The following is a 19516-nucleotide window of genomic DNA, read 5'->3' as shown; positions in this document are numbered from 1 at the left end:
GGTGAGCCTTACGCCGGAAAGTCGCCCTCACGGACGGCCGCCACGAAGGCTTCCCAAGCAGCGGCCGGGAAGACGAGGGCCGGACCATGCGGGTCCTTGGAGTCACGGACAGGGACGAGGCCGGGGAATCCGGGGGCTACCTCGATGCAGTCCCCGCCGTTGTTTCCGCTGAAGCTGCTCTTCCGCCAGGCGGCCGCGGCGAGCTCGTTGCTCATCATCTCTGAAACCCTCCAGCGCCTCGGCGATCAGCCGAAGCGAGTCGCTCTCTGACAGACATTCGGCCCGGAGCTGATCATATCGACGCTGGTACTTGGCCACGGTGGCAGGAGCATCGCTCAGATGCCCTCGATCGAGACTCTCCGAGTAGACGGAGTACTGTCCGTCCGGCAGCTCCAGCAACACCATAGCCGTGTTGATGAGCGTCCGCCGATTCGCAAACGGCGCCACGTGAATGACGATGTTCGGGAGCTGGGCCACCCGCAGCAGGTGCTCCATCTGACGCCGCATCACGCTCGGCCCGCCCACGACCGTACGGATGGCGCTCTCATCGAGAACGACCAGCAACAACGGAGCGGAAGCCGTCGGTCGAGGAACATGATCGCGGAGCTCGCCGTCGTCCCTCGCTTGGTTTTCCGCTGTGCCATGACTGCCCCCAGTTGTGCTCCGCACGTCCCGCACGTCGATCTGGCGTCACCGTACCTCTGCAGCCTCGATGATTGTCACCGGAACGCAATCATGTGCATGCATAGCGTGATTGCGCGCCTTTCGTACGCCCCCATTCCGCCCCCGAGGTGCTTCGCCATGCTCGCTACCCGCCGCCCCCGCACGTTCGCCGCGCGTCTGGACTCCCGCACGGACTCGACCCCGGTCGCCCGCCACCTCCTGCGCGCCTACCTCGCCGCGCTCCCCGCCGGCGACCGCTACTGCGACGTCGCCGAACTCCTCCTCGGCGAACTGTTCGCGAACGCCGTCCAGCACTCCGACGCGCCCGCCGACCGTCTCATCGAGGTCCGCTTCGCCCTCGTCGGCAGCCGCCTGCGCATCGAGGTCCACGACGCCGGCACCGGACGCCCCGCCCTCAACTCCCCCACCCTCGACGACGAGCACGGACGCGGCCTGTTCCTCGTCAACGAGCTGGCCGAGCGCTGGGGTTGCTGCCCGCGTTCGGGCGGCATCGGCAAGTTCGTCTGGGCGCTGGTCGCGCCCTCCTTCTCCTTCGCCACCGTCTGAAGGAGTGCCGCCGATGCAGCCGCCCCTCGCCTCGCTCGCCCGGCACGCCCTCGCCCAGGGCACCGCCCCCGCCGAGGTCTACGCCCGCCTCGCCCGCCGCAGCAACGAACCCCTGCCCTCCGCCCGGGCCGTCTGCCTCGCCCTCGACATCCCCCTCGCCGAGACCACCCGCCGCCTCAACGACTGCTACCACTCCCTCCTCGCCAACCCCCGCCCCAACTCCGAGGCCGACACCGGAGAACTCCTCGAAGCCCTCGGCGTCTTCGACATCCCCGTCACCCTCACCGACACCGACCGCGCCGTCATCGACCTCTTCCTGGTCGCCATCGACGCCATGGGCGGCATCCGCCCCGGCCACCAGCACGGCCTGGACCGCTGGTTCACCACCGGCAACCTCACCACCGCCTACCTCTCCCTCGCCGCCGCCCACCCCATGCCCCGCACCGGCGACCCCACCACCTACTGGACCACCCTCATCACCGCCGGCGAACTCCTCGCCGCCGCCCCCAGCCCCGACTTCCGCATCAAACTCGCCCTCGCCCACTGCCGGAACCAGGCCCGGAAGGCCACCGTCGGGTGATCTACTGGATGCCCAACACACGTTTGCCGCCGGCTACTTGAGGCCTTCACCGTGTTCCGCGACGACCGCCCGCGCGACATCCGCGTCCCCACCGACCGCGAGACCGCCGAGCGCTGGGACGCCGTCACCGACCTCACCCTCCGCCCGCCGGCGGCGTTCTGAACCCCTCCGACCCCGCCGGTCCGGATACCCGTCGTTGACCGCCCCGGCCCGACCTCCCAATCCCGGGGGGACCGAACTACTCCATCGGGCACGAAGAATGGGGTTAGGCTGTGAAGATGGTTGCGAACTGCACAGAAGAAGTGGCCATCAGCGAACCGGAGTTCGTCAGTGCCCCCGCCCTGATCCTTCGGTCCCTCGCCGCCGATCCCGACCGACGGGCCATCACCACCGCCGACGGTGCGGTGATCACCGCCGGCGACTTCGCCGCCGCCACGTACCGCCTCGCCCACGAACTCCTCGCCCGGGGCGCGGCACGCGGCACCACCGTCACCCTGCTCACCGGCAACACCCCCGAGGCGTTGAGCGCCCGGTACGCCGCCGGGCTCGCGGGCGCGCGGGTGGTGAACCTCTACGACGGCATGAGCGCGCCGACCCTCGCCGAGATCGCGGCCAGCGTCGACACCGCCCTCCTTCTCGTGGACGCCGAACGGTACGCGACCGCAGCCGAGTTGCTCCCCCTCGTCGACGTGCCGACCGTCCTCACCCTGGGACCCGGCCCCGGCCCGTCGACCATCGGCGCGGACGTCATCGCCGCGTCCGCCCACCACCCCGCCGAGCCGCCCGCCGTCCGAGTCGGCCCCGACGACGACCTGGGCATCCGCCACACCGGCGGCACCACCGGCATCCCGAAGGGCATCCGCAGCCTGCACGGGCCCTACCGTCGCGTCTTCGACGCCCCGATCGGCAGCGACCCCGCCGACGGCGCGCCCCGGCTCCTCGCAGCCACCCCGCTCGCCCATCTCGCGGGCGTCCTCTGCGACCTGACGCTCCACCACGGCGGATCGGTGGTCCTCCAGCGCTCCTTCGACCCCGGCGCGGTGCTGGCCGCCGTCGAGCGCGAACGCATCACCGACCTCTGGGCGCTGCCCCCACTGCTCTACCAGCTGCTCGACCACCCGGCGGTCGGCCGGACCGACCTGTCCAGCCTGCGGCAGATCGCGTACGGGGGCTGCGCCGCCTCGCCGACCCGGATCCGCGAGGCGCTCAAGGTGTTCGGGCCGGTCCTGACGGGCGCCTACGGGATGTCGGAGGCACAGCTGATCTCCGTGCTCACCCCGCAGGAGCACGACCGGATCGGGCCGGGCGGCAGCCGGGTCCCGGTCGGCCGGCCCCTCCCGGGCGTCGAGGTGGTGATCCGGGCCGCCGACGGCACCGGGCTGCCGACCGGCGAGCAGGGCGAGATCCACATCCGCGCCGCCACCATCATGGCCGGGTACTGGAAGCGGCCCGACCTCACCGCCGAGGTCCTGCGCGACGGCTGGCTGAACACCGGCGACATCGGCTACCTCGACGAGGACGGCTACCTCTTCCTGGCCGACCGCCTCAAGGACAAGATCATCGTGGTCGGGGGGCACGTCTACCCCGACGAGGTCGAGGAGTTGCTCCTCACCCACCCGGCGATCGCCCGGTGCGCGGTCTACGGGGTGCGCGACGCCCAGGAAGCGGAGCACGTCCACGTCGCCGTCGTCCCCGCACCCGGGCAGCAGCCCGAACTGGCGGACATCCGCGCGTACGTCACGGCCCGCAAGGGCCGGATGTACGCACCGGAGGCCCTGCACGTGATGGCCGAGATCCCGCTGACGGCCGTGGGCAAGCCGGACAAGAAGCTGCTGCGCGACTCCCACGCGGGCTGAGGACGGCCCCGGGGGGCGTTTCCCTTCGATTCAATCAAACCCTCCGAAGGGAAACGCCCCGGTCGACAGCGACCGGTCGTCAGCCCACCAACAGTCGGGGCACACACCGTCGGGGCAACCCGGACGGGTACGCCATCATGGCGCCATGGCAGATGAAACGATCACCGCTCGCACTATCGCCGACCGTTACCTCGACCACGTGGCCGCCCAAAGCCCCTTGGACGCCGCCTGGTTGGGCCTGCACCCCGGCGACGACCGGCAGCCGGACCTCTCCCCCGAAGGATTCGAGGCGCTCGCCGACCTCGCCCGACGCGCCCTCACCGACCTCGACGCCACGACCGCCGCCACCGGCCCCGCCCCGGAAGACCCCGCCGACCAGAACTGCGCCCGACTCCTCCGCGAACGCCTCACCGCCGAACTGGCCGTCCACGACGCCGGCGAGAACCTCCGCCAGCTGCGCAACATCTCCGCGCACGTCCACCAGGTGCGGAAGATCTTCACCTACATGCCGACCGCCACCGACGGCGACTGGGCCACCGTGGCCGGCCGGATGCGCAACCTGCCCGCCGCACTCGACGGCTACCGGGCCACCCTCACCGAAGGGATGAACCGGCGCCTGCTCGCCGCGCCCCGCCAGGCCGCCACCGTCATCGACCAGCTCACCGCCTGGACCGGCGAAGGCACCGGAAACGCGGGATGGTTCGCCGACTTCGTCACCCCCGGCCCCGAGCAGCTGCGCGGCGAACTGGACGCCGCCGCCCTCCGGGCCACCGCCGCCGTCGCCGAGTTCCGCGACTGGCTGCGCGACACCTACGCGCCGGCCACCGCCGACACCCCGGACGCCGTCGGCCGGGAACGCTACCGGCTCGCCGTGCGCCACCACACCGGCGCCGACATCGACCTGGACGAGGCGTACGCCTGGGCCTGGAGCGAATTCCACCGCACCGCCGCCGACATGCGTGCCGCCGCCGAACGCGTCCTGCCCGGGGCGGGCGCCCTCGCGGCGATGCGGCACCTGGAACGGCACGGCCACGCGGTCCAGGGCGAGGAAGCGATCCGCGACTGGCTGCAGCTGACCATGGACCGGGCGATCACCGCCCTCGACGGCACCCACTTCGACATCTCCGGACCACTGCGCCGGGTCGAATCCCGGATCGCACCGGCCGGCAGCGCCGCCGCGCCCTACTACTCCGGGCCCAGCCTGGACTTCAGCCGCCCCGGCCGCACCTACCTGCCCACCCTCGGCCGGGACACCTTCCCGACCTGGCAACTCGTCAGCATCTGGTACCACGAGGGCGTTCCCGGCCACCACCTGCAACTCGCCCAGTGGGTCGCCGTCGCCGACCGACTCAGCCGCTACCAGACCACGCTGGGCATGGTCAGCGCCAACGTCGAAGGCTGGGCCCTGTACGCCGAACGCCTCATGGACGAACTGGGCTTCCTCGACGACCCGGCCCACCGCCTCGGCTTCCTCGACGAACAGATGCTGCGCACCATCCGGGTGATCATCGACATCGGCATGCACCTCGGCCTCGCCATCCCCGCCGACGCGGGCTTCCACCCCGGCGAACGCTGGACTCCGGAACTCGCCACCGAGTTCATGGCCACGTACAACGGCAGCCCCGCCGACATGCGCGACAGCGAGATCGTCCGCTACCTCGGCTGGCCCGGCCAGGCCATCGGCTACAAGATCGGCGAACGCGCCTGGCTCCAGGGACGCGAAGCCGCCCGCCACCGCCAGGGCGCCGCCTTCGACCTCAAGACCTGGCACATGAAGGCCCTCACCCAAGGCTCGCTCGGCCTCGACGACCTGGTCGAGCAGCTCGCCGCACTCTAGGAGCGGCGGGAACTCCAGGAACCGGCACCGAACGCCGGGAACGGCGCCGTACTCGAGGAGCGTCGCACAACCCCCGCCAAACCCCCCGGAGACCCCCACCGGACTTCACCCCACCGTGGGGTTTCGCTCAACGAACCACTACCCCGCTGCCGAGAAGCCAAGAGGGGTGGCGGCGCTGAGGGCTGCCACCCCACCTCCCCCACCCGCACCGGCCCTGCCTGACTCCTCCGTCCGACTCGCCCTCGCCGCCTCCGACGACCACGTCCTAGTTCTCCTCCCGGCCCTCCTCCCGGCCCCGGAAGGCCCTGCGGTACTCGCGCGGCGCGACGCCGACCCGCGCCGTGAAGACCGGGCGCAGGGAGACCGCCGAGGTGAAGCCGCAGCGGGTGGCGACGGTGTCGACGGGGAGGTCGGTCTCCTCCAGGAGGCGTTGGGCGGTGAGGATGCGCTGGTCGAGGAGCCAGCGGGTCGGGGTGGTGCCGGTGGTGGCGGTGAAGTGGCGGGCGAAGGTGCGTTCGGACATCAGGGCGGCGGCGGCCATCCGGGGGACGGTCCAGGGGGTGTCGAGGGAGGCGAGGATCTCGGCGCGGACGCGGGAGAGCGGGTCGTCGGCGGTGGGGGCCGGGACCGGGGTGGGGATGAACTGGGCCTGGCCGCCGGCCCGAAAGGGGGCGGTGACCATGGCGCGGGCGATGGTGGCGGCGGCCTGCTGGCCGTGGGCGGTGCGGACGAGGTGGAGGCAGAGGTCGATGCCGGCGGCGACGCCGGCCGAGGTCCACAGGCCCTCGCCGCCGGTGAAGAGCACCTCGGGGCGGACCGTCACCGCCGGGAAGCGGCGGGCGAGTTCGGGGGCGAGGGCCCAGTGGGTGGTGGCTTCGCGGCCGTCGAGCAGGCCGGCTTCGGCGAGGACGAAGGCGCCCGCGCAGAGCGAGGCGATGGGGATCCCGGCGGCGGCGACGGCCCGCAGGGCGTTGAGGACGGCGGGGTTGAGGTCGGCGCCCGGGTCGTCGACGCCCGGCACCACGACCAGGTCGCAGTCGGCGAGCGCGGCGGGCCCGTGGTCGGGGACGCGTTCCAGCCCGCCGCCCAGCCGTACCCGGGCGCCGTCCGGGCCGCAGACCCGCAGGTCGAAGGCGGGCAGCCCGGGTCGGGAGGTCCGGTTGGCCCACACCTCGCCGATCACCGCGTAGTCGAAGGCCCGGACACCGTCGAAGATCAGGCAACCCACGGTTCGCATGGCAGAAATCTACTGGCAGGAATCTATCGATGGGTGGCGTTTCTGCCCATCACGGCCCCGGCACCCGGACGAGCACGATGGACCCATGACGAACACCGACGCCTTCGACGCCCCGCTCACCCTCGACTCCGACGCCGTCCTCATCGTGATCGACGTCCAGAAGGGCTTCGAGGACCACGACTTCTGGGGCCCCCGCGACAACCCGCAGGCCGAGCAGCGGATCGCCGAGCTGATCGCCGCCTGGCAGGCCACCGGCCGCCCGATCGTCACCGTGCAGCACACCTCCAAGGCGGGGCCGCTGGCCGAGGGCGCGCCGGGGTACGAGCTGAAGGACTTCGTCGCCGAGGTCACCCCGGCGCTGCACATCGTCAAGACCGTCAACAGCGCGTTCTACGGCACCCCCGACCTGCACGCCTGGCTCCAGGAGCGCGGCGCCCGTCAGCTGGTCGTCACCGGGATCATCACCAACGTGTGCAACGAGACCACCGCCCGGATGGCCGGCAACCTCGGCTACGACGCGATCTTCCCGACCGACGCCATGCACGGCTTCGACATGACCGGCCCCGACGGCACCACCCTCCCCGCCGCCGAACTCGCCCGCGCCACGGCCACGGTGCTGCACGCGATGCGGTTCGCCAAGGTGGTGACGACGGACACGGTGCTCCAGGCGGCCAAGGCCTGAGCAGCCAGGGTCCGAACGCTCGGGCCTGAAAGCTCAGACCTGAAGACTCAGGCCTGAACGCCGATGCCTGAACGCTACGGCCTGAGCAGCGGCTCGTACGCGTTGCCCTCCACGGCGTTGAGCAGCACGAACTCCGGCCCGAGGCCGAACGCGACCTCCCGCAGCCGCGCCAACGCCTCGGCCTCGGAGGGGACTTCGAGCCCAAGCGCGGCGGCGGCCGCGTCCCGGTCGGCGAAGTGCCCGGGCTCCTCCTCCAGGTAGTCCTCGGCGGCCTCCGCGCACTCCGCCGCCGTGAGCCGCCGGCAGTCCCGCCACCACGGCACGGCCAGCAGCAGCCGGACCAGCTCCGGCACCCCGACGGCCAGCAGGGCGGCGCCGCCCTCGGAGTCGGCGTACAGGACGGGCCGTTCCTCGCCGCCGTCGCCGCAGAGGAAGTAGGTGCCGCCCGCGCCGTCCTTGGCCACCGCCTCCAGGGCCGCGCCGGAGGCGAGCACCACCTCCTCGACGTGCTCGTAGCTCCGGGAGGGGTCGAACTCGCCTGTGCAGGTCAGGTAGTCGGCGGCGGCGTCGTTGGCGCGGATCGCGTCGAGGAGGGACATGGCGGCCACCCTACGGCGCACCGCTGACAGGGCTCACCCGGCCGGGAACCACCCCGCCGGGAACCACCCCGCAGGGGCTCACGCCGCCAGCCGCTCCGCCAGGAACTCCTCCCAGGTCCGCCGCCCGTGCTCCGCCCCGGTCAGGGTCAGGTTCTCCCCGGCCCGGTACGCGCGCCCGACCTTGCCCGGCACCCGTACGGGCAGCTGGCGGCGGCTGCGGCCCTGCGCCTCCAGGTACCGCCGGGTCAGCTCGCCCATCTCGTAGACGGTGGGGCCGGCCAGGTCGGGCACCGTTCCGGCCGGCTCGTCCAGCGCCAGTTCGACCATCCGGGCGGCGACCTCGCGCACGTCCACGGGCTGCCATCGGATCCCGCCGGGCGCCGGGACGAGCGGCAGCTTCGCCATCTTCGCGACCACGGTGAACGCCAGGTCGTGGAACTGGGCGGCCCGCAGGATCGTGTACGGCAGGCCCGAGCCGGCCACCGCCTCCTCGGCGGCGTGCTTGGCCCGGAAGTAGCCGAGCGGGATCCGGTCGGCGCCGATCACCGAGATGTACACCAGGTGCCGCACGCCGGCCCGCCGGGCGGCGGCGACGAGCAGCCGGGTGGCGGTGTCGTCGCCCTTCGGGCCGCCCGCGAGGTGCAGCACGGTGTGCACGTCGGCCAGTGCCTCGTCCAGCCGGGCGGCGGCCTCGGCCGGGTCGCCGAGCAGGTCGCCGCGCACGTAGGTCACGCCGTCGGCGGCGGCCCGGTCCTGCCGGCTGAGGACGCGGACCGGCCACCCGGCCGCGCGCAGCAGCGGTACGACCTGCTTGCCGAGGGTGCCGGTGCCGCCGGTGACCAGCACGGGGTTGTTCGTCACGAGATCCACGGTCGTCTCCGATTCGTCCCTGGCGGGGAGTTGATCTCTCCGCCGCAGCCGTTGTTGGGTGGCTTCTGCTGCTCTGACCCACGGCGACGAAGGAATGTGACACGGTGGACGAGAATTCTTCTCCGGATGCCCGCAGCGCCCGAGCCGCGCTCTTCGAGGAGCAGCGCCCGCATCTGAAGGCCGTCGCCTACCGGATGCTCGGCTCGATCAGCGAGGCCGAGGACGCCGTCCAGGACACCTGGCTGCGGTACGACCGCACCGACACCGCCGGGGTGGAGAACCTGGGCGGCTGGCTGACCACGGTGGTCTCGCGGGTCTGCCTGAACCTGCTGCGGGCCCGCGCCCTGCGCCGGGAGGAGCCGCTGGAGCCCGTCGGGCCGGGCGGCGAGCCGGGCCCGCCGCGCATCCCGGACCCGCTGCTGCGGCGCGAGGGCGTGGTGGATCCCGAGCAGGAGGTGATGCTCGCGGATTCGGTCGGGCTGGCGCTGATGGTGGTGATGGAGTCGCTGTCGCCGGCCGAGCGGGTCGCTTTCGTGCTGCACGACCTGTTCGCCGTGCCGTTCGAGGAGATCGCCCCGCTGATCGAGAAGACGGCGGCCGCGACCCGGCAGCTGGCCAGCCGGGCCCGCCGCAAGGTGCAGGGGCAGGCACCCGCGCCGGACCCGGACCTGGGCCGGCAGCGGCTGGCCGTGGACGCCTTCTTCGCCGCCGCCCGCCACGGCGACCTGGACGCGCTGCTCGCCGTGCTCGACCCGGACGTGGTGCTGCGCTCGGACGGCGGGGCGGTCATGGCCCGGCACACGGTGGTGCTCTCGGGCGCCGCGACGGTGGCCGGCCAGGCCACCCTGTGGGGCACGCTGTCGCCGTTCGCCCGCCCGGCGCTGGTCAACGGCACCGCGGGCGCCGTGGTCATCGGCGACAACGGCCGGGCGCTGTCGATCATGGCGTTCACCGTGGTGGACGGCGCGATCGTGGCGATCGACGTGCTCACCGACCCCGATCGGCTGGCCGCGCTGGACCTCTCGGACTTCCGGAGCGTCTGAGACACGAAGGGGTGGGAGGGCAGGCGAGCGCCCTCCCACTCCGACAGCCTCAGCGACGTCCCGCCGGCGCCGACAGCCACCGCCGCCGCCCGTCAGCGCCCGACCGCGCCGTCCAGCTGCTCGCGGATGATGTCGGCGTGCCCGGCGTGCCGCCCGGTCTCCTCGATCATGTGGACCAGCACCCAGCGCATCGACGGCGCCTCGGCGTTCGGCCGCAGCGAGCGCACGCCCGGGCGGTCGAGGTCCGGGGCGGCCGCCGCCACCGCGTCGGCCCGGGCGATCGCGTCCCGGTACGCGGCGATCTCGTCGGCCACCGTGGCGCCGTCCAGCGGGATCTCGTCGGACTCCAGCGGCTCCTCCCCCAGCCCCTGGTAGGCCCACTCGAACCAGTTGAGTTCGACGGCCGTCAGGTGCCGCACCAGCCACAGCAGGCTGGTGCCGGAGGCGACGCCGGGGCGCCGGGCGTCCTCGTCGGAGACCCCGGCGAGCTTGCCGATCACCGCCTCGCGCAGGTATCCGAGGAAGGCCAGCAGAGTGGTCGGCTCGTCGGTGTTGACGCCGGGCGGGCGGTTGTCGGAGCGCTTGCGCGCGGTGCTCTCGGTCACCGCGCCACCCTAGCCAGGGCTTTGACGCTCGGTCACCAGCCCTGGGCGGAGACCCAGCCGGCGAGGTGCCGGGCGCAGTCGTCGACCGACTCCCGCCAGGTGTGCGCGGCGCCGCCCCCGGCCTCGTCGCTGACGTGCTTGACCAGCCGCACCGGCACCCCGGCCCGGTGGGCGACGGTGGCGACGGCGTAGCCCTCCATGTCGACCAGGTCGGCGTGCTCGGCGAGCCGGTCGCGGGCGGCGATGTCGGAGACGAACAGGTCGCCGGTGGCCAGCACCGGTCCGTCGCCCTTGCCGATCACCAGCGGGGCGCCGTACTGACGCCCGGTGAGCGCCTGCAGCGCGGGGGTGTCGAGGTCGTGCTGGATCACCTGGACCACGTGGTGGGTGCCCTCCCAGCCGGGGCGCAGCGCGCCGGCCGTGCCCAGGTTGATCACCTCGGAGGGCTTCTCGCCCTGGGCGAGGACGGTGGCCAGCGCGGCGGCGGCGTTGACCTTCCCGATCCCGGTGAGCAGCACGGGCAGTCGGTCGTCCAGGTGGGCGGCCTCCTCGCGGACGGCGACGACGAGCAGCGGGCGGTCGGGCGAGATCGTTCCAAGCAGGCGCATGGGCCCATCGTACGGAGCGAAGGGGTGCCGCACCCGGGAGCGCGCGCCCACGAACGGACCCGCGCGCTCCGCCCGGTCGGGGGAACCGCGGAGGGTGCGGGCCGCGTCGGACGGTTCGCCACCTCTCCGTACGGGCCTCGGCCGCCGCGGTGCGACGGCGTGCGGAAACCGTGCACGACATGCTCAAGATCGGCGCAAGTCAGGTGTGGCCGGGGAGAGTCACGGCCATACTGCTGCCATCGGCCGGGCCCGGGGAACGGGCCGGCTCCAGGGGAGGATGAGGCGGGTGGCGACACCAGTAGGCAACGGCGCTCCGGGCGCCGCGATCCCGGCACGGCCGGACGGTCCGCCGGGAGCCCCGGCCGCGCCGGGAACGCCGGTCGCCGTGCGGCCCGGCAGGGCCCCGGCGCCCAGACCCGGCGGGGCGCCCGCCCGGCGCCCCCGGGCGGTCGTCGCCACCGGCGTCCGCGCCCGGCTCGCGCAGGCCACCCGGACGGCGCCCGGCCGGCTGCGGCTGGCCGGGGTGGTGCTCGCGGTGCTCACCGTGGCGTTCGGCGGGCTCACCGCCTGGCAGTTGGAGACCAGGGCGCAGGCCGCGGACCGGGTGGTCTCGTACAGCCAGCCGCTCAGTCGGGACGCCGCCGAGATCCACCGCAACCTGGCGGACGCCGCGACCACCGCGGCGAGCGGCTTCCTGCTGGCCGGGGCCGAGCCGAAGGACGTCCGGGCCCGCTACGAGCAGGACCTCGCCACGGCCGCCAAGCTGGTCGCGCAGGCCGCCGCCCGGACCACCGCGACCTCCCCCGCGCAGGACTCACTCGCCCGGCTGAACCAGCAACTTCCGACGTACGCCGGTCTGGTGGAAACCGCCCGGGCCGACAACCGGCAGGGCATCCCGCTCGGCGGCGCCTACCTGCGGTACGCCTCCGAGCAGATGCAGACCGTCCTGCTGCCGGCCGCCGCCGAACTGGCCGCCGCCGAGAACCAGGAGCTGGCGAACGACTACGCCGCGGCCAAGTCGGTGCCGTGGGGGGCGTACGGCCTGGCGGTGGTCACCCTGGCGGCGCTGGTCTGGGTGCAGCTGACGCTGTTCCGCCGCACCAACCGGGTGTTCAACATCGGCCTGCTGGGCGCCACCGCCGCCGTGCTGGCCGGCGCGCTCTGGCTCACCGTCACCGGGCTGACCACCAGTTCGGCGCTGAAGCGCAGCGACACCGAGGGCGCGACGCCGCTGCGGGCGCTCAACTCCGCCCGGGTCGACGTGCTGACCGACCGGCTGGCGGAGAACCTGCACCTCGTCGCCCGCGGCTCGACCACCAAGTACGCCGACCAGTGGACGAAGACCACCGAGCACCTGGAGGGGGCCGCGTCCCGGGACGCTCCGCTGGAGCGGCGCACCGGCTCGCTCCCGGAGGCCGTCCGGCTCGCGCCCTCGGCCGCCGAGCCGAGCGTCCGGGAGGCGGTGACCCAGTTCGACCAGTGGCGCGACCGGCACGACGCGGCCCGGAAGCTGGAGGTCGACGACGCCGACTACCAGGGCGCCCTGGACGCGACCGTGACGGCCACCGCCGACACCCACACCGCCGACGCCTTCTTCAACGCCACCGACCGGGCGCTCGCCCGGGCCGCCGACATCGAGCAGGACCGGTTCGAGCAGTCCGCCGAGGGCACCGGCGGGGACCTGCGGGCCGCCGCCGGCGCGGCCGCGCTGCTCGGCCTGCTGGCCGCGGCCGCCGCGCTGCGGGGCCTGGGCCGACGACTGGCCGAGTACCGGTAGCCGGTAACCGGCAGGGAGGAAACGGACAGATGCGCAAGAGAACCGTACGGACCAGGCCGGTCGCCGCCCTGGCGCTGCTGGCGGCCGGCGCCGTCGTGCTCGCCGGCGGCGGCCCGGTCGGCGCCGCACCGGCCGGGCCGGGTGCCACCGCGCCGCAGGCCGCGCAACAAGGGCAGCAGGGACAGCAGGCGCAGCAGGACCAGGCCGACTGCGACGTCTACAAGAGCGTGCCGCCGAGCACCGAGGACGGCCCGGCCGTGAAGGCCATCAAGGCCAAGCGCAGTCTGGTGATCGGCGTCGACCAGAACAGCTACCGCTGGGGCGCCCGCAACCCGAACACCGGCCAGATCGAGGGCTTCGACATCGATCTCGCCCGGGCGATCGGCACCGCCATCATCGGCGACCCGGACAAGGTGGTGCTCAAGCCGGTGGCGACCGCCGACCGGATCGACGCCATCCAGAAGGGCCGGGTCGACCTGATCGTCCGCACCATGACGATCAACTGCCAGCGGATGAAGGACGTCGCCTTCTCCAAGCCGTACTTCAACATCACCCAGCGCGTCCTGGTGCCGAAGGCGTCCCCGGCGAAGGACATCGACGACGCGGTCAAGGGCCGGACGGTCTGCGTCGCCGACGGCTCCACCGCCCAGACCGTACTCAAGGACAACAAGACCATCGGACAGGTCGTCACCGTGGGCAACCAGCTGGACTGCCTGGTGCTGCTGCAACTCGGCAAGGCGGACGCCGTCATGACCGACAACGGCCTGGCGGCAGGTCAGGCCGCCCAGGACCAGACCGTGCGGATCGTGGACGGCGAGGTGCAGCCGGAGGTGGTCGGCGTCGCCATGCTGAAGGAGAGCCCCGACCTGACCGCCCGGGTCAACCAGGTGCTGGCCGACTACTACGCGCGCGGCGACTGGGCCCGTTCGTACGAGCACTGGCTCAAGCCGTACATGCTCAACGACGCCGACCACTACTGGCCGGGCACGCACTGAGGCACCCGGAGGCACGCACTGAGGCACCGACAGGGCATCCGGGCCCGGGGCGTTGACGCGGTCTTGACGCCCCGCGCCCGTTCCGCCTCAACGGCCACCGGCTAGGGTTCGGGACGATCACCGCGGGGAGACCGGTGGTGGACACGGGGGGTTGTCGTGGGATCGCACGTCATGCGCGTCAGGCGCCTCGGGATCGCACGCGAGGAAGGAAGGACACCGCGGTGGCGGCATCGGCTGGCCCGGTACTGAGCCGGGAGGAGGTGGACCGCGCGCTCGCGCGCCTCGGCGCGGAACGGGACGCGGTCGAGTCGGCGCTGCTCGCCCTGCAGGACCACCCGGGCCTGCGGCTGCTGGACGGCGCCGAGCTGGCCGGGCGCACCCTGGAGCGCTGGTCGGTCGCCGGGAAGGGTCTGCCGCTGCTCTGGGCGCTGTTCGACCGCTACTCCGAGGCGCTGGCCTCGGCGCGCGCCGTGCGGGCCCGCAAGGCCAAGCCCGGCGCACCCGAACTCGCCGAGCTGAGCGAGCTGCTGACCGGCGACGCGGTGACCGTCCCGGGCGGCGCGGTGCCGGACGGGCCGCAGCTGCTCGGCGCGCCCGCCAAGCTGGTCGAGCGGATCAGCCTGGACGCGCTGATGGCCCGGATGAACTCCTGGTACGCCTCCGTGCTGGAGGTGGTCAGCGCCGCCGACGCGGTCTGGTCGGCACTGCCGGCCCGGATCGACCTGCTGCTGGCCGAGCTCCACCGGGTGCGGACGCTGGCCGGCTCGCTCGGCGTACGGACCGGCGGCCACCCGCTGGCCGACGACATAGCCGCGATCGAGAAGGACCTCACCGAACTGCGCACCGAGGTGCACGGGGACCCGCTGGCGCTGTGGCGCCCGGCCCGGGTGCCCGCCCAGCGCGGTACGGTCCCGGAGGGTTCGGCCTTCGCCGGACCCGCCGGGGTGGTGGACACCGAGCGGTTCGACCGGGCCGGGCGGGCGCTGGACGGCGTCCGGCTGGAGCTGGAGGACCTGCTGCGGCTGCGCGACGAGGCCGAGGAGCGGCTGCAGGGCGTCGGCGACCTGCTCCAGCGGGCCGACGCCACGCTGGCCGAGGCCCGCCGGGCGCGCGGCGAGGTGCTGGCGAAGATAGCGGCCAGCGACGTCCCGGCGGTGCCCGGCCCGGCCTCGGCACTGCGCGAGCGGATCGTCGCGGCGCTGGACCTGCGGCAGGCCGGGCAGTGGGGCCGGCTGGCGCCACTGCTGGACACGCTGGAGGACGCCGCCGCCAAGGAGCTGGCCCGGGCCCGGCAGGCGCTCACCGAGGTGACCCAGCCGCTGGCCGTCCGGGCCGAACTGCGCGGCCGGCTGGACGCCTACAAGGCGATGTCGGCCCGGCTGCGGGTCTCCGAGGACCCGGAAGTGATCGAGCGGTACGAGAAGGCGCGCTGGCTGCTGTGGAGCGCGCCGTGCGACCTGCGGGCGGCGGCCGCCGCAGTGGCCAGGTTCCAGCAGTCGCTGCGGCCGGCCCAGGCCGAGGCCGCGCAGGTTCAGGAGGCGACCGGCGAGGCGCCGGTCGACGGACAGGTCCAGGGGGGCTGAGGTTGATGGGCGGGACGTGCGTACGGCCGGAGTGCTCCGGCAGCGGCAGGATCGACGCCGACGGCTACTGCGACGAGTGCGGGCTGGCCCCGGCGGGCGGGACCACCGCGGCACCGAAGACACCGACGGCCGCTGCGGCGACCGCGGCGGGAGCCCGGGCCGGGGACGGTGCCGCCGGCCCCGGGGCGGCCTGCCCGCGTGACTGCTCCGGCACCATCGACGCGGACGGCTACTGCGACGAGTGCGGTCTCACCCCGCCCGGCGCCGACACCGGCGTCACCCAGCCCTACGTCCCCTCCGCCCGGGTCTCCCCGGACTCGGGGCGCAGCGGCTCGGTGCGCTCGATGTCGGCCCGCACCGGCTCCGCCCGCTCGATGTCCGGCCGCTCCCGCTCGCACCGCTCGACCCGCACCAGCTCCGCCCGCTCGGTCTCGGTGCGCTCCTCCCGGGCCAGCGCCAGCGCGGGCACCCGCAACCGGCTGGGCGCCGGCCTGGTCACCGTGCCGACCGTGGAGACGGCCGACCCGGCGCAGGCGGTGCTGGCCAACCCGGAGGTGCCCGAGCGCAAGCGGTTCTGCTCCAAGTGCGAGGCCCCGGTGGGCCGGGAGAAGAACGGCAACCCCGGCCGCCCGGAGGGCTTCTGCACCAAGTGCGGCACGCCGTACTCGTTCACGCCCAAGCTGCGCCGGGGGGACCTGGTCGGCGGGCAGTACGAGGTGGTGGGCTGCCTGGCGCACGGCGGGCTCGGCTGGATCTACCTGGCGGTGGACCGGCGGGTCAACGACAAGTGGGTGGTGCTGAAGGGCCTGCTGGACACCGGGGACGAGGACGCGCTGGCCGTGGCCGTCGCCGAGCGGCGCTTCCTGGCCGAGGTCGACCACCCGAACATCGTCCGGATCATCAACTTCGCCGAGCACCCGGACCTGCGCACCGGCTCCACCGACGGCTACATCGTCATGGAGTACGTCGGCGGCAAGTCGCTCAAGGACATCGCCAACGACCGCCGCACCCCGGACGGCCGGCGCGAGCCGCTGCCGGTCGAGCAGGCGATCGCGTACGCGCTGGAGGCGCTGCCGGCCTTGGGCTACCTGCACGGCCGGGGCCTGGTGTACTGCGACTTCAAGATCGACAACGCGATCCAGAGCGGCGACACGCTCAAGATCATCGATATGGGCGCCGTCCGCCGCCTCGACGACGACGGCCCGATCTACGGCACCATCGGCTACCAGGCCCCGGAGATCGCCACCGACGGCCCCTCCCCCGCCTCCGACCTGTACACCGTGGCCCGCACCCTCGCCGTGCTCACCTTCGACTTCCAGGGCTACAGCACCACCTACCGCGACTCGCTGCCCGGCCCGGAGGACGTCGAGGCTTTCGCCCGCTACGAGTCGTACTACCGCCTGCTGGTCCGCGCCACCGACCCGGACCCGGCCCGCCGCTTCTCCTCCGCCGAGGAGATGGCCGACCAGCTCACCGGCGTGCTGCGCGAGATCCTGGCCCTTCAGAACGACCGGCCCTACCCCGCGCTCTCCACCCTCTTCGGCCCCGAACTGCGCGTCGTGGACACCGAGTTGGTGCTGCCCACCGAGCAGGCCGGGCAGCTCCGGGTGGCCGCCCTGGACCCGGCCGCCGCCGCCCTCGCCCTGCCCATCCCCCGGGTGGACCCGAGCGACCCCAACGCCGGCTTCCTCGCCACCCTGCTCTCCCCCGACCCCGAGGAGGCCCTCGTCGCCCTGGCCGGCATCCCCGCCGTCTCGGTGGAGAGCCGGCTGCGCGAACTGCGCGCCCTGCTCGAACTCGGCCGCCACCGCGACGCCCTGACCCGCCTCGACGCGCTGGAGCAGGACCACCCCGACGACTGGCGGGTGGTCTGGTACCGCGGCCTCACCGCCCTGGTCGGAGCCTCCGAAGAACTCCCCGAGGGCAACGGCGAGCGCCCTGAGGGCGAGCACGCACCCCGAGTCACCGCGGAGGCGAGCGGGCGAATGACAGCCCTGCGGGCGGCGGCCGAGGCCTTCGACGCCGTGTACGACGCCTTCCCCGGCGAGGCCGCGCCCAAGCTCGCCCTCGCCATCTGCGCCGAACTGCTCGGCAACGGCGGTGACGCGGCCGAGTTCTACCGGCTGGTGTGGGCCACCGACCAGGCCTACCTGAGCGCCGCCTTCGGGCTGGCCCGGGTCCGGCTGGCCGAGGACGACCGGGCCGGCGCGGTCCGCGTCCTGGAGTCCGTCCCGGCCACCTCCAGCCAGTACACCGCCGCCCGGATCGCCACCGTCCGGGCCCGGCTGCGCGAGCGGCCCGCCACCGACGAGCTGGCCGCCGACCTCGACGCGAGCTCGGCGCAGCTGACCGCGCTGCGGCTGGACGACCGGCGCCGCGAGGAGCTCTCCGTCGAGGTGCTCGGCGCGGCCCTCGGCTGGGTCGGCGCCGGGTCGGCCGGGTCCCGGCAGGCCGCCGACCTGGCGGTACTGGGACGTCCCGCACAGGAGCGGGAACTGCGCTTCGCCCTGGAACAGTCATACCGGGTACTCGCCCGGTTGGCCGACCGGGCCGAGATCAGGATCGAGATGGTGGAACGGGCCAACCGTGCCCGTCCCAGGACGTGGGTGTAGCCGATGCCGCAGCAGACCGAGTGCCCGAGCTGTTCCGAGCCGATGGACCCGGAGGACGCCTACTGCGGCTCCTGCGGGGCCGGTCGGGACGGCCGGCCCGCCCAGGGCGCGATGCCCGCGGGCTGGGCCGCCGCCCGGGGTGAGGCCGTACCGCAGCAGCGCGGGCCGGTCTGCGTGCACTGCGGGCAGCCGCAGGTCACCGCGGACGGCTACTGCGAGGGCTGCGGCGGCGCCCAGCCGCGGCCGCGCGACCACATGGAGAAGGCGCTCGCGGGCGTTGCCGGGGTCAGCGACCGCGGCGTGCGCCACCACCGCAACGAGGACAGCTTCACCATCGCCGCGAGCTCGCTGCCCGGCGGCGAGCCGGTCGTGGTCGCCGTGGTGTGCGACGGCGTCTCCTCCTCCGACCGCCCGGACGAGGCCTCGGCGACCGCCGTCGACGCCGCCTCCGAGTCCCTGCTGACCTCGCTGGAGGCCGGCCAGGAGCCGACCGGGGCGATGCGCGCGGCCATCGCCGACGCCGCCAAGGCCGTGGCCGACCTGGCGACCGACGGCTCCGGCCCCGTGCGGCCCGACCTCAACGCGCCCGCCTGCACCTACGTCAGCGCGATAGCCGCGGGCGGCCGGGTCACCATCGGCTGGGTCGGCGACACCCGGGCGTACTGGATCCCGGACGACCGCGCCGCCGCCGAACCCTTCCGGCTCACCCAGGACGACTCCTGGGCGGCCCGGATGGTCGAGGCCGGGCTGATGAACGAGGCCGAGGCGTACGCCGACCCGCGCGCGCACGCGATCACCGGCTGGCTCGGCGCCGACGCCGAGGAGGTCGTGCCGCACACCCTCGACTTCACCCCGCACGTCCCCGGGGTGGTGCTGATCTGCACCGACGGCCTGTGGAACTACGCCGAGGCGGCCACCGACCTGGCGTACTACGTCCGGCCGGACGCCCGCACCGAGCCGCTCGCGACGGCGCAGACCCTGGTGAAGTTCGCGGTCGCCGCCGGCGGCCACGACAACATCACCGTCGCGGTGCTGCCGATCGACCCGCCGGTCGTGCCCGTCGAGGAGGCCGAGCAGACCCCCACGGCGCTCGACCTGCCCGTGCTGACCCCGTCCGTGCCGGCCGCGCGGCCGGCCGCTCAGGCGGCTCCCGGGGGCGGCGAGGACTACGAGGACTACGAGCCGACCCTGCCGGACATCCCGGTGATCGGCTCCCCCGCCGCACCGCTGCCGCCGACACCGCCGGTCCCGCCCGCACCGCCGGCGGTCCCCCCGGCCGTTCCCCCGGTTGTTCCCCCGGCACCGGCTCCTCCGGCACCGCCCGCCACACCGCCCGCCGCACCGCCCGTCCCGCCGCAGCCGCCGCACCCGCCGACGGCCTGACCGGCCGTGCGCCGGACGC

General features: G+C 73.9%; 18 protein-coding genes. 11 read left to right on the top strand and 7 right to left on the bottom strand.

Annotated features, from left to right (window positions below; genetic code table 11):
- Positions 1-8: 8 nt before the first annotated feature.
- Positions 9-146 (bottom strand): DUF397 domain-containing protein, encoded by a 138-nt coding sequence (locus tag ACZ52R_RS11335; RefSeq protein WP_465662683.1) that lies wholly within the window; start codon positions 144-146, stop codon positions 9-11.
- Entirely contained in the window at positions 103-564 is a 462-nt protein-coding gene (locus ACZ52R_RS11330; protein WP_465662546.1) for a DUF5753 domain-containing protein, read from the bottom strand. Before ACZ52R_RS11330 ends, ACZ52R_RS11335 begins: the two co-directional genes overlap by 44 nt.
- Before the next feature lie 237 nt (positions 565-801).
- Here ACZ52R_RS11330 and ACZ52R_RS11325 point away from each other — a divergent pair, with 237 nt between their 5' ends.
- From ACZ52R_RS11325 to ACZ52R_RS11310, 4 genes are all read left to right on the top strand, one after another.
- A complete protein-coding gene (locus tag ACZ52R_RS11325; protein ID WP_465753361.1) occupies positions 802-1230 on the top strand; it encodes an ATP-binding protein in 429 nt (142 codons plus the stop codon).
- A 13-nt stretch (positions 1231-1243) separates the two neighbouring features.
- Positions 1244-1810 (top strand): hypothetical protein, encoded by a 567-nt coding sequence (locus ACZ52R_RS11320; protein ID WP_465753360.1) that lies wholly within the window; start codon positions 1244-1246, stop codon positions 1808-1810.
- 302 nt (positions 1811-2112) lie between these two features.
- Entirely contained in the window at positions 2113-3666 is a 1554-nt protein-coding gene (locus ACZ52R_RS11315) for an AMP-binding protein (RefSeq protein WP_465753359.1), read from the top strand.
- Positions 3667-3811: 145 nt separating this feature from the next.
- Positions 3812-5503, top strand: a complete 1692-nt coding sequence (locus ACZ52R_RS11310; protein WP_465753358.1) for a DUF885 domain-containing protein — start codon at positions 3812-3814, stop codon at positions 5501-5503.
- Positions 5504-5768: 265 nt separating this feature from the next.
- On the opposite strand, the gene ACZ52R_RS11305 is transcribed toward ACZ52R_RS11310, so the two are convergent.
- Positions 5769-6740, bottom strand: coding sequence for a GlxA family transcriptional regulator (locus ACZ52R_RS11305; RefSeq protein ID WP_465753357.1), 972 nt, complete (start codon positions 6738-6740; stop codon positions 5769-5771).
- A gap of 85 nt (positions 6741-6825) precedes the next feature.
- Here ACZ52R_RS11305 and ACZ52R_RS11300 point away from each other — a divergent pair, with 85 nt between their 5' ends.
- On the top strand, positions 6826-7422 hold the full coding sequence (locus ACZ52R_RS11300; protein ID WP_465753356.1) for a cysteine hydrolase family protein: 597 nt from the start codon (positions 6826-6828) through the stop codon (positions 7420-7422).
- 74 nt (positions 7423-7496) lie between these two features.
- Here ACZ52R_RS11300 and ACZ52R_RS11295 read toward each other — a convergent pair whose 3' ends face one another.
- The gene (locus ACZ52R_RS11295; protein WP_465753355.1) at positions 7497-8021 is read right to left on the bottom strand and encodes a hypothetical protein; all 525 of its coding nucleotides are present in this window, start codon (positions 8019-8021) and stop codon (positions 7497-7499) included.
- Positions 8022-8099: 78 nt separating this feature from the next.
- The gene (locus ACZ52R_RS11290; RefSeq protein WP_465622995.1) at positions 8100-8882 is read right to left on the bottom strand and encodes an SDR family oxidoreductase; all 783 of its coding nucleotides are present in this window, start codon (positions 8880-8882) and stop codon (positions 8100-8102) included.
- A 113-nt stretch (positions 8883-8995) separates the two neighbouring features.
- Between ACZ52R_RS11290 and ACZ52R_RS11285 the strand changes: the two genes are divergently transcribed.
- On the top strand, positions 8996-9934 hold the full coding sequence (locus ACZ52R_RS11285) for a sigma-70 family RNA polymerase sigma factor (protein WP_465753354.1): 939 nt from the start codon (positions 8996-8998) through the stop codon (positions 9932-9934).
- Between the two features lie 92 nt (positions 9935-10026).
- On the opposite strand, the gene ACZ52R_RS11280 is transcribed toward ACZ52R_RS11285, so the two are convergent.
- Together ACZ52R_RS11280 and ACZ52R_RS11275 are read right to left on the bottom strand one after the other, a co-directional pair.
- A complete protein-coding gene (locus ACZ52R_RS11280; RefSeq protein ID WP_465622992.1) occupies positions 10027-10539 on the bottom strand; it encodes a DinB family protein in 513 nt (170 codons plus the stop codon).
- Positions 10540-10571: 32 nt separating this feature from the next.
- Positions 10572-11147, bottom strand: a complete 576-nt coding sequence (locus ACZ52R_RS11275) for a nucleosidase (protein WP_465622991.1) — start codon at positions 11145-11147, stop codon at positions 10572-10574.
- Between the two features lie 286 nt (positions 11148-11433).
- On the opposite strand from ACZ52R_RS11275, the gene ACZ52R_RS11270 reads away from it, so the two are divergent.
- The 5 genes from ACZ52R_RS11270 to ACZ52R_RS11250 all read left to right on the top strand — a co-directional run bounded on the left by ACZ52R_RS11270 (position 11434) and on the right by ACZ52R_RS11250 (position 19497).
- Entirely contained in the window at positions 11434-12924 is a 1491-nt protein-coding gene (locus ACZ52R_RS11270) for a hypothetical protein (protein WP_465622989.1), read from the top strand.
- Between the two features lie 29 nt (positions 12925-12953).
- The gene (locus ACZ52R_RS11265; protein WP_465622988.1) at positions 12954-13919 is read left to right on the top strand and encodes a glutamate ABC transporter substrate-binding protein; all 966 of its coding nucleotides are present in this window, start codon (positions 12954-12956) and stop codon (positions 13917-13919) included.
- A 221-nt stretch (positions 13920-14140) separates the two neighbouring features.
- Positions 14141-15502: a hypothetical protein gene (locus ACZ52R_RS11260; protein ID WP_360503493.1), complete on the top strand. Its 1362-nt coding sequence runs from the start codon at positions 14141-14143 to the stop codon at positions 15500-15502.
- 5 nt (positions 15503-15507) lie between these two features.
- Positions 15508-18114 (top strand): serine/threonine-protein kinase, encoded by a 2607-nt coding sequence (locus tag ACZ52R_RS11255; protein WP_465753353.1) that lies wholly within the window; start codon positions 15508-15510, stop codon positions 18112-18114.
- Between the two features lie 3 nt (positions 18115-18117).
- A complete protein-coding gene (locus tag ACZ52R_RS11250) occupies positions 18118-19497 on the top strand; it encodes a PP2C family protein-serine/threonine phosphatase (protein ID WP_465622984.1) in 1380 nt (459 codons plus the stop codon).
- Positions 19498-19516 lie beyond the last annotated feature (19 nt).

The sequence above is a fragment of the Kitasatospora sp. NPDC034023 genome (genome assembly GCF_055575795.1).
Note: the sequence above shows the minus strand (reverse complement) of the source record. Positions and strands in the feature narration are given on the sequence as shown.

What these genes read in the sequence shown, in the direction of transcription:
- ACZ52R_RS11325 (WP_465753361.1), top strand. Translation starts at nt 802, where the DNA reads ATGCTCGCTACCCGCCGCCCCCGCACGTTCGCCGCGCGTCTGGACTCC.
- ACZ52R_RS11320 (WP_465753360.1), top strand. Translation starts at nt 1,244, where the DNA reads ATGCAGCCGCCCCTCGCCTCGCTCGCCCGGCACGCCCTCGCCCAGGGC.
- ACZ52R_RS11310 (WP_465753358.1), top strand. Translation starts at nt 3,812, where the DNA reads ATGGCAGATGAAACGATCACCGCTCGCACTATCGCCGACCGTTACCTC.
- ACZ52R_RS11305 (WP_465753357.1), bottom strand. Translation starts at nt 6,740, where the DNA reads ATGCGAACCGTGGGTTGCCTGATCTTCGACGGTGTCCGGGCCTTCGAC.
- ACZ52R_RS11300 (WP_465753356.1), top strand. Translation starts at nt 6,826, where the DNA reads ATGACGAACACCGACGCCTTCGACGCCCCGCTCACCCTCGACTCCGAC.
- ACZ52R_RS11295 (WP_465753355.1), bottom strand. Translation starts at nt 8,021, where the DNA reads ATGTCCCTCCTCGACGCGATCCGCGCCAACGACGCCGCCGCCGACTAC.
- ACZ52R_RS11275 (WP_465622991.1), bottom strand. Translation starts at nt 11,147, where the DNA reads ATGCGCCTGCTTGGAACGATCTCGCCCGACCGCCCGCTGCTCGTCGTC.
- ACZ52R_RS11265 (WP_465622988.1), top strand. Translation starts at nt 12,954, where the DNA reads ATGCGCAAGAGAACCGTACGGACCAGGCCGGTCGCCGCCCTGGCGCTG.
- ACZ52R_RS11255 (WP_465753353.1), top strand. Translation starts at nt 15,508, where the DNA reads ATGGGCGGGACGTGCGTACGGCCGGAGTGCTCCGGCAGCGGCAGGATC.
- ACZ52R_RS11250 (WP_465622984.1), top strand. Translation starts at nt 18,118, where the DNA reads ATGCCGCAGCAGACCGAGTGCCCGAGCTGTTCCGAGCCGATGGACCCG.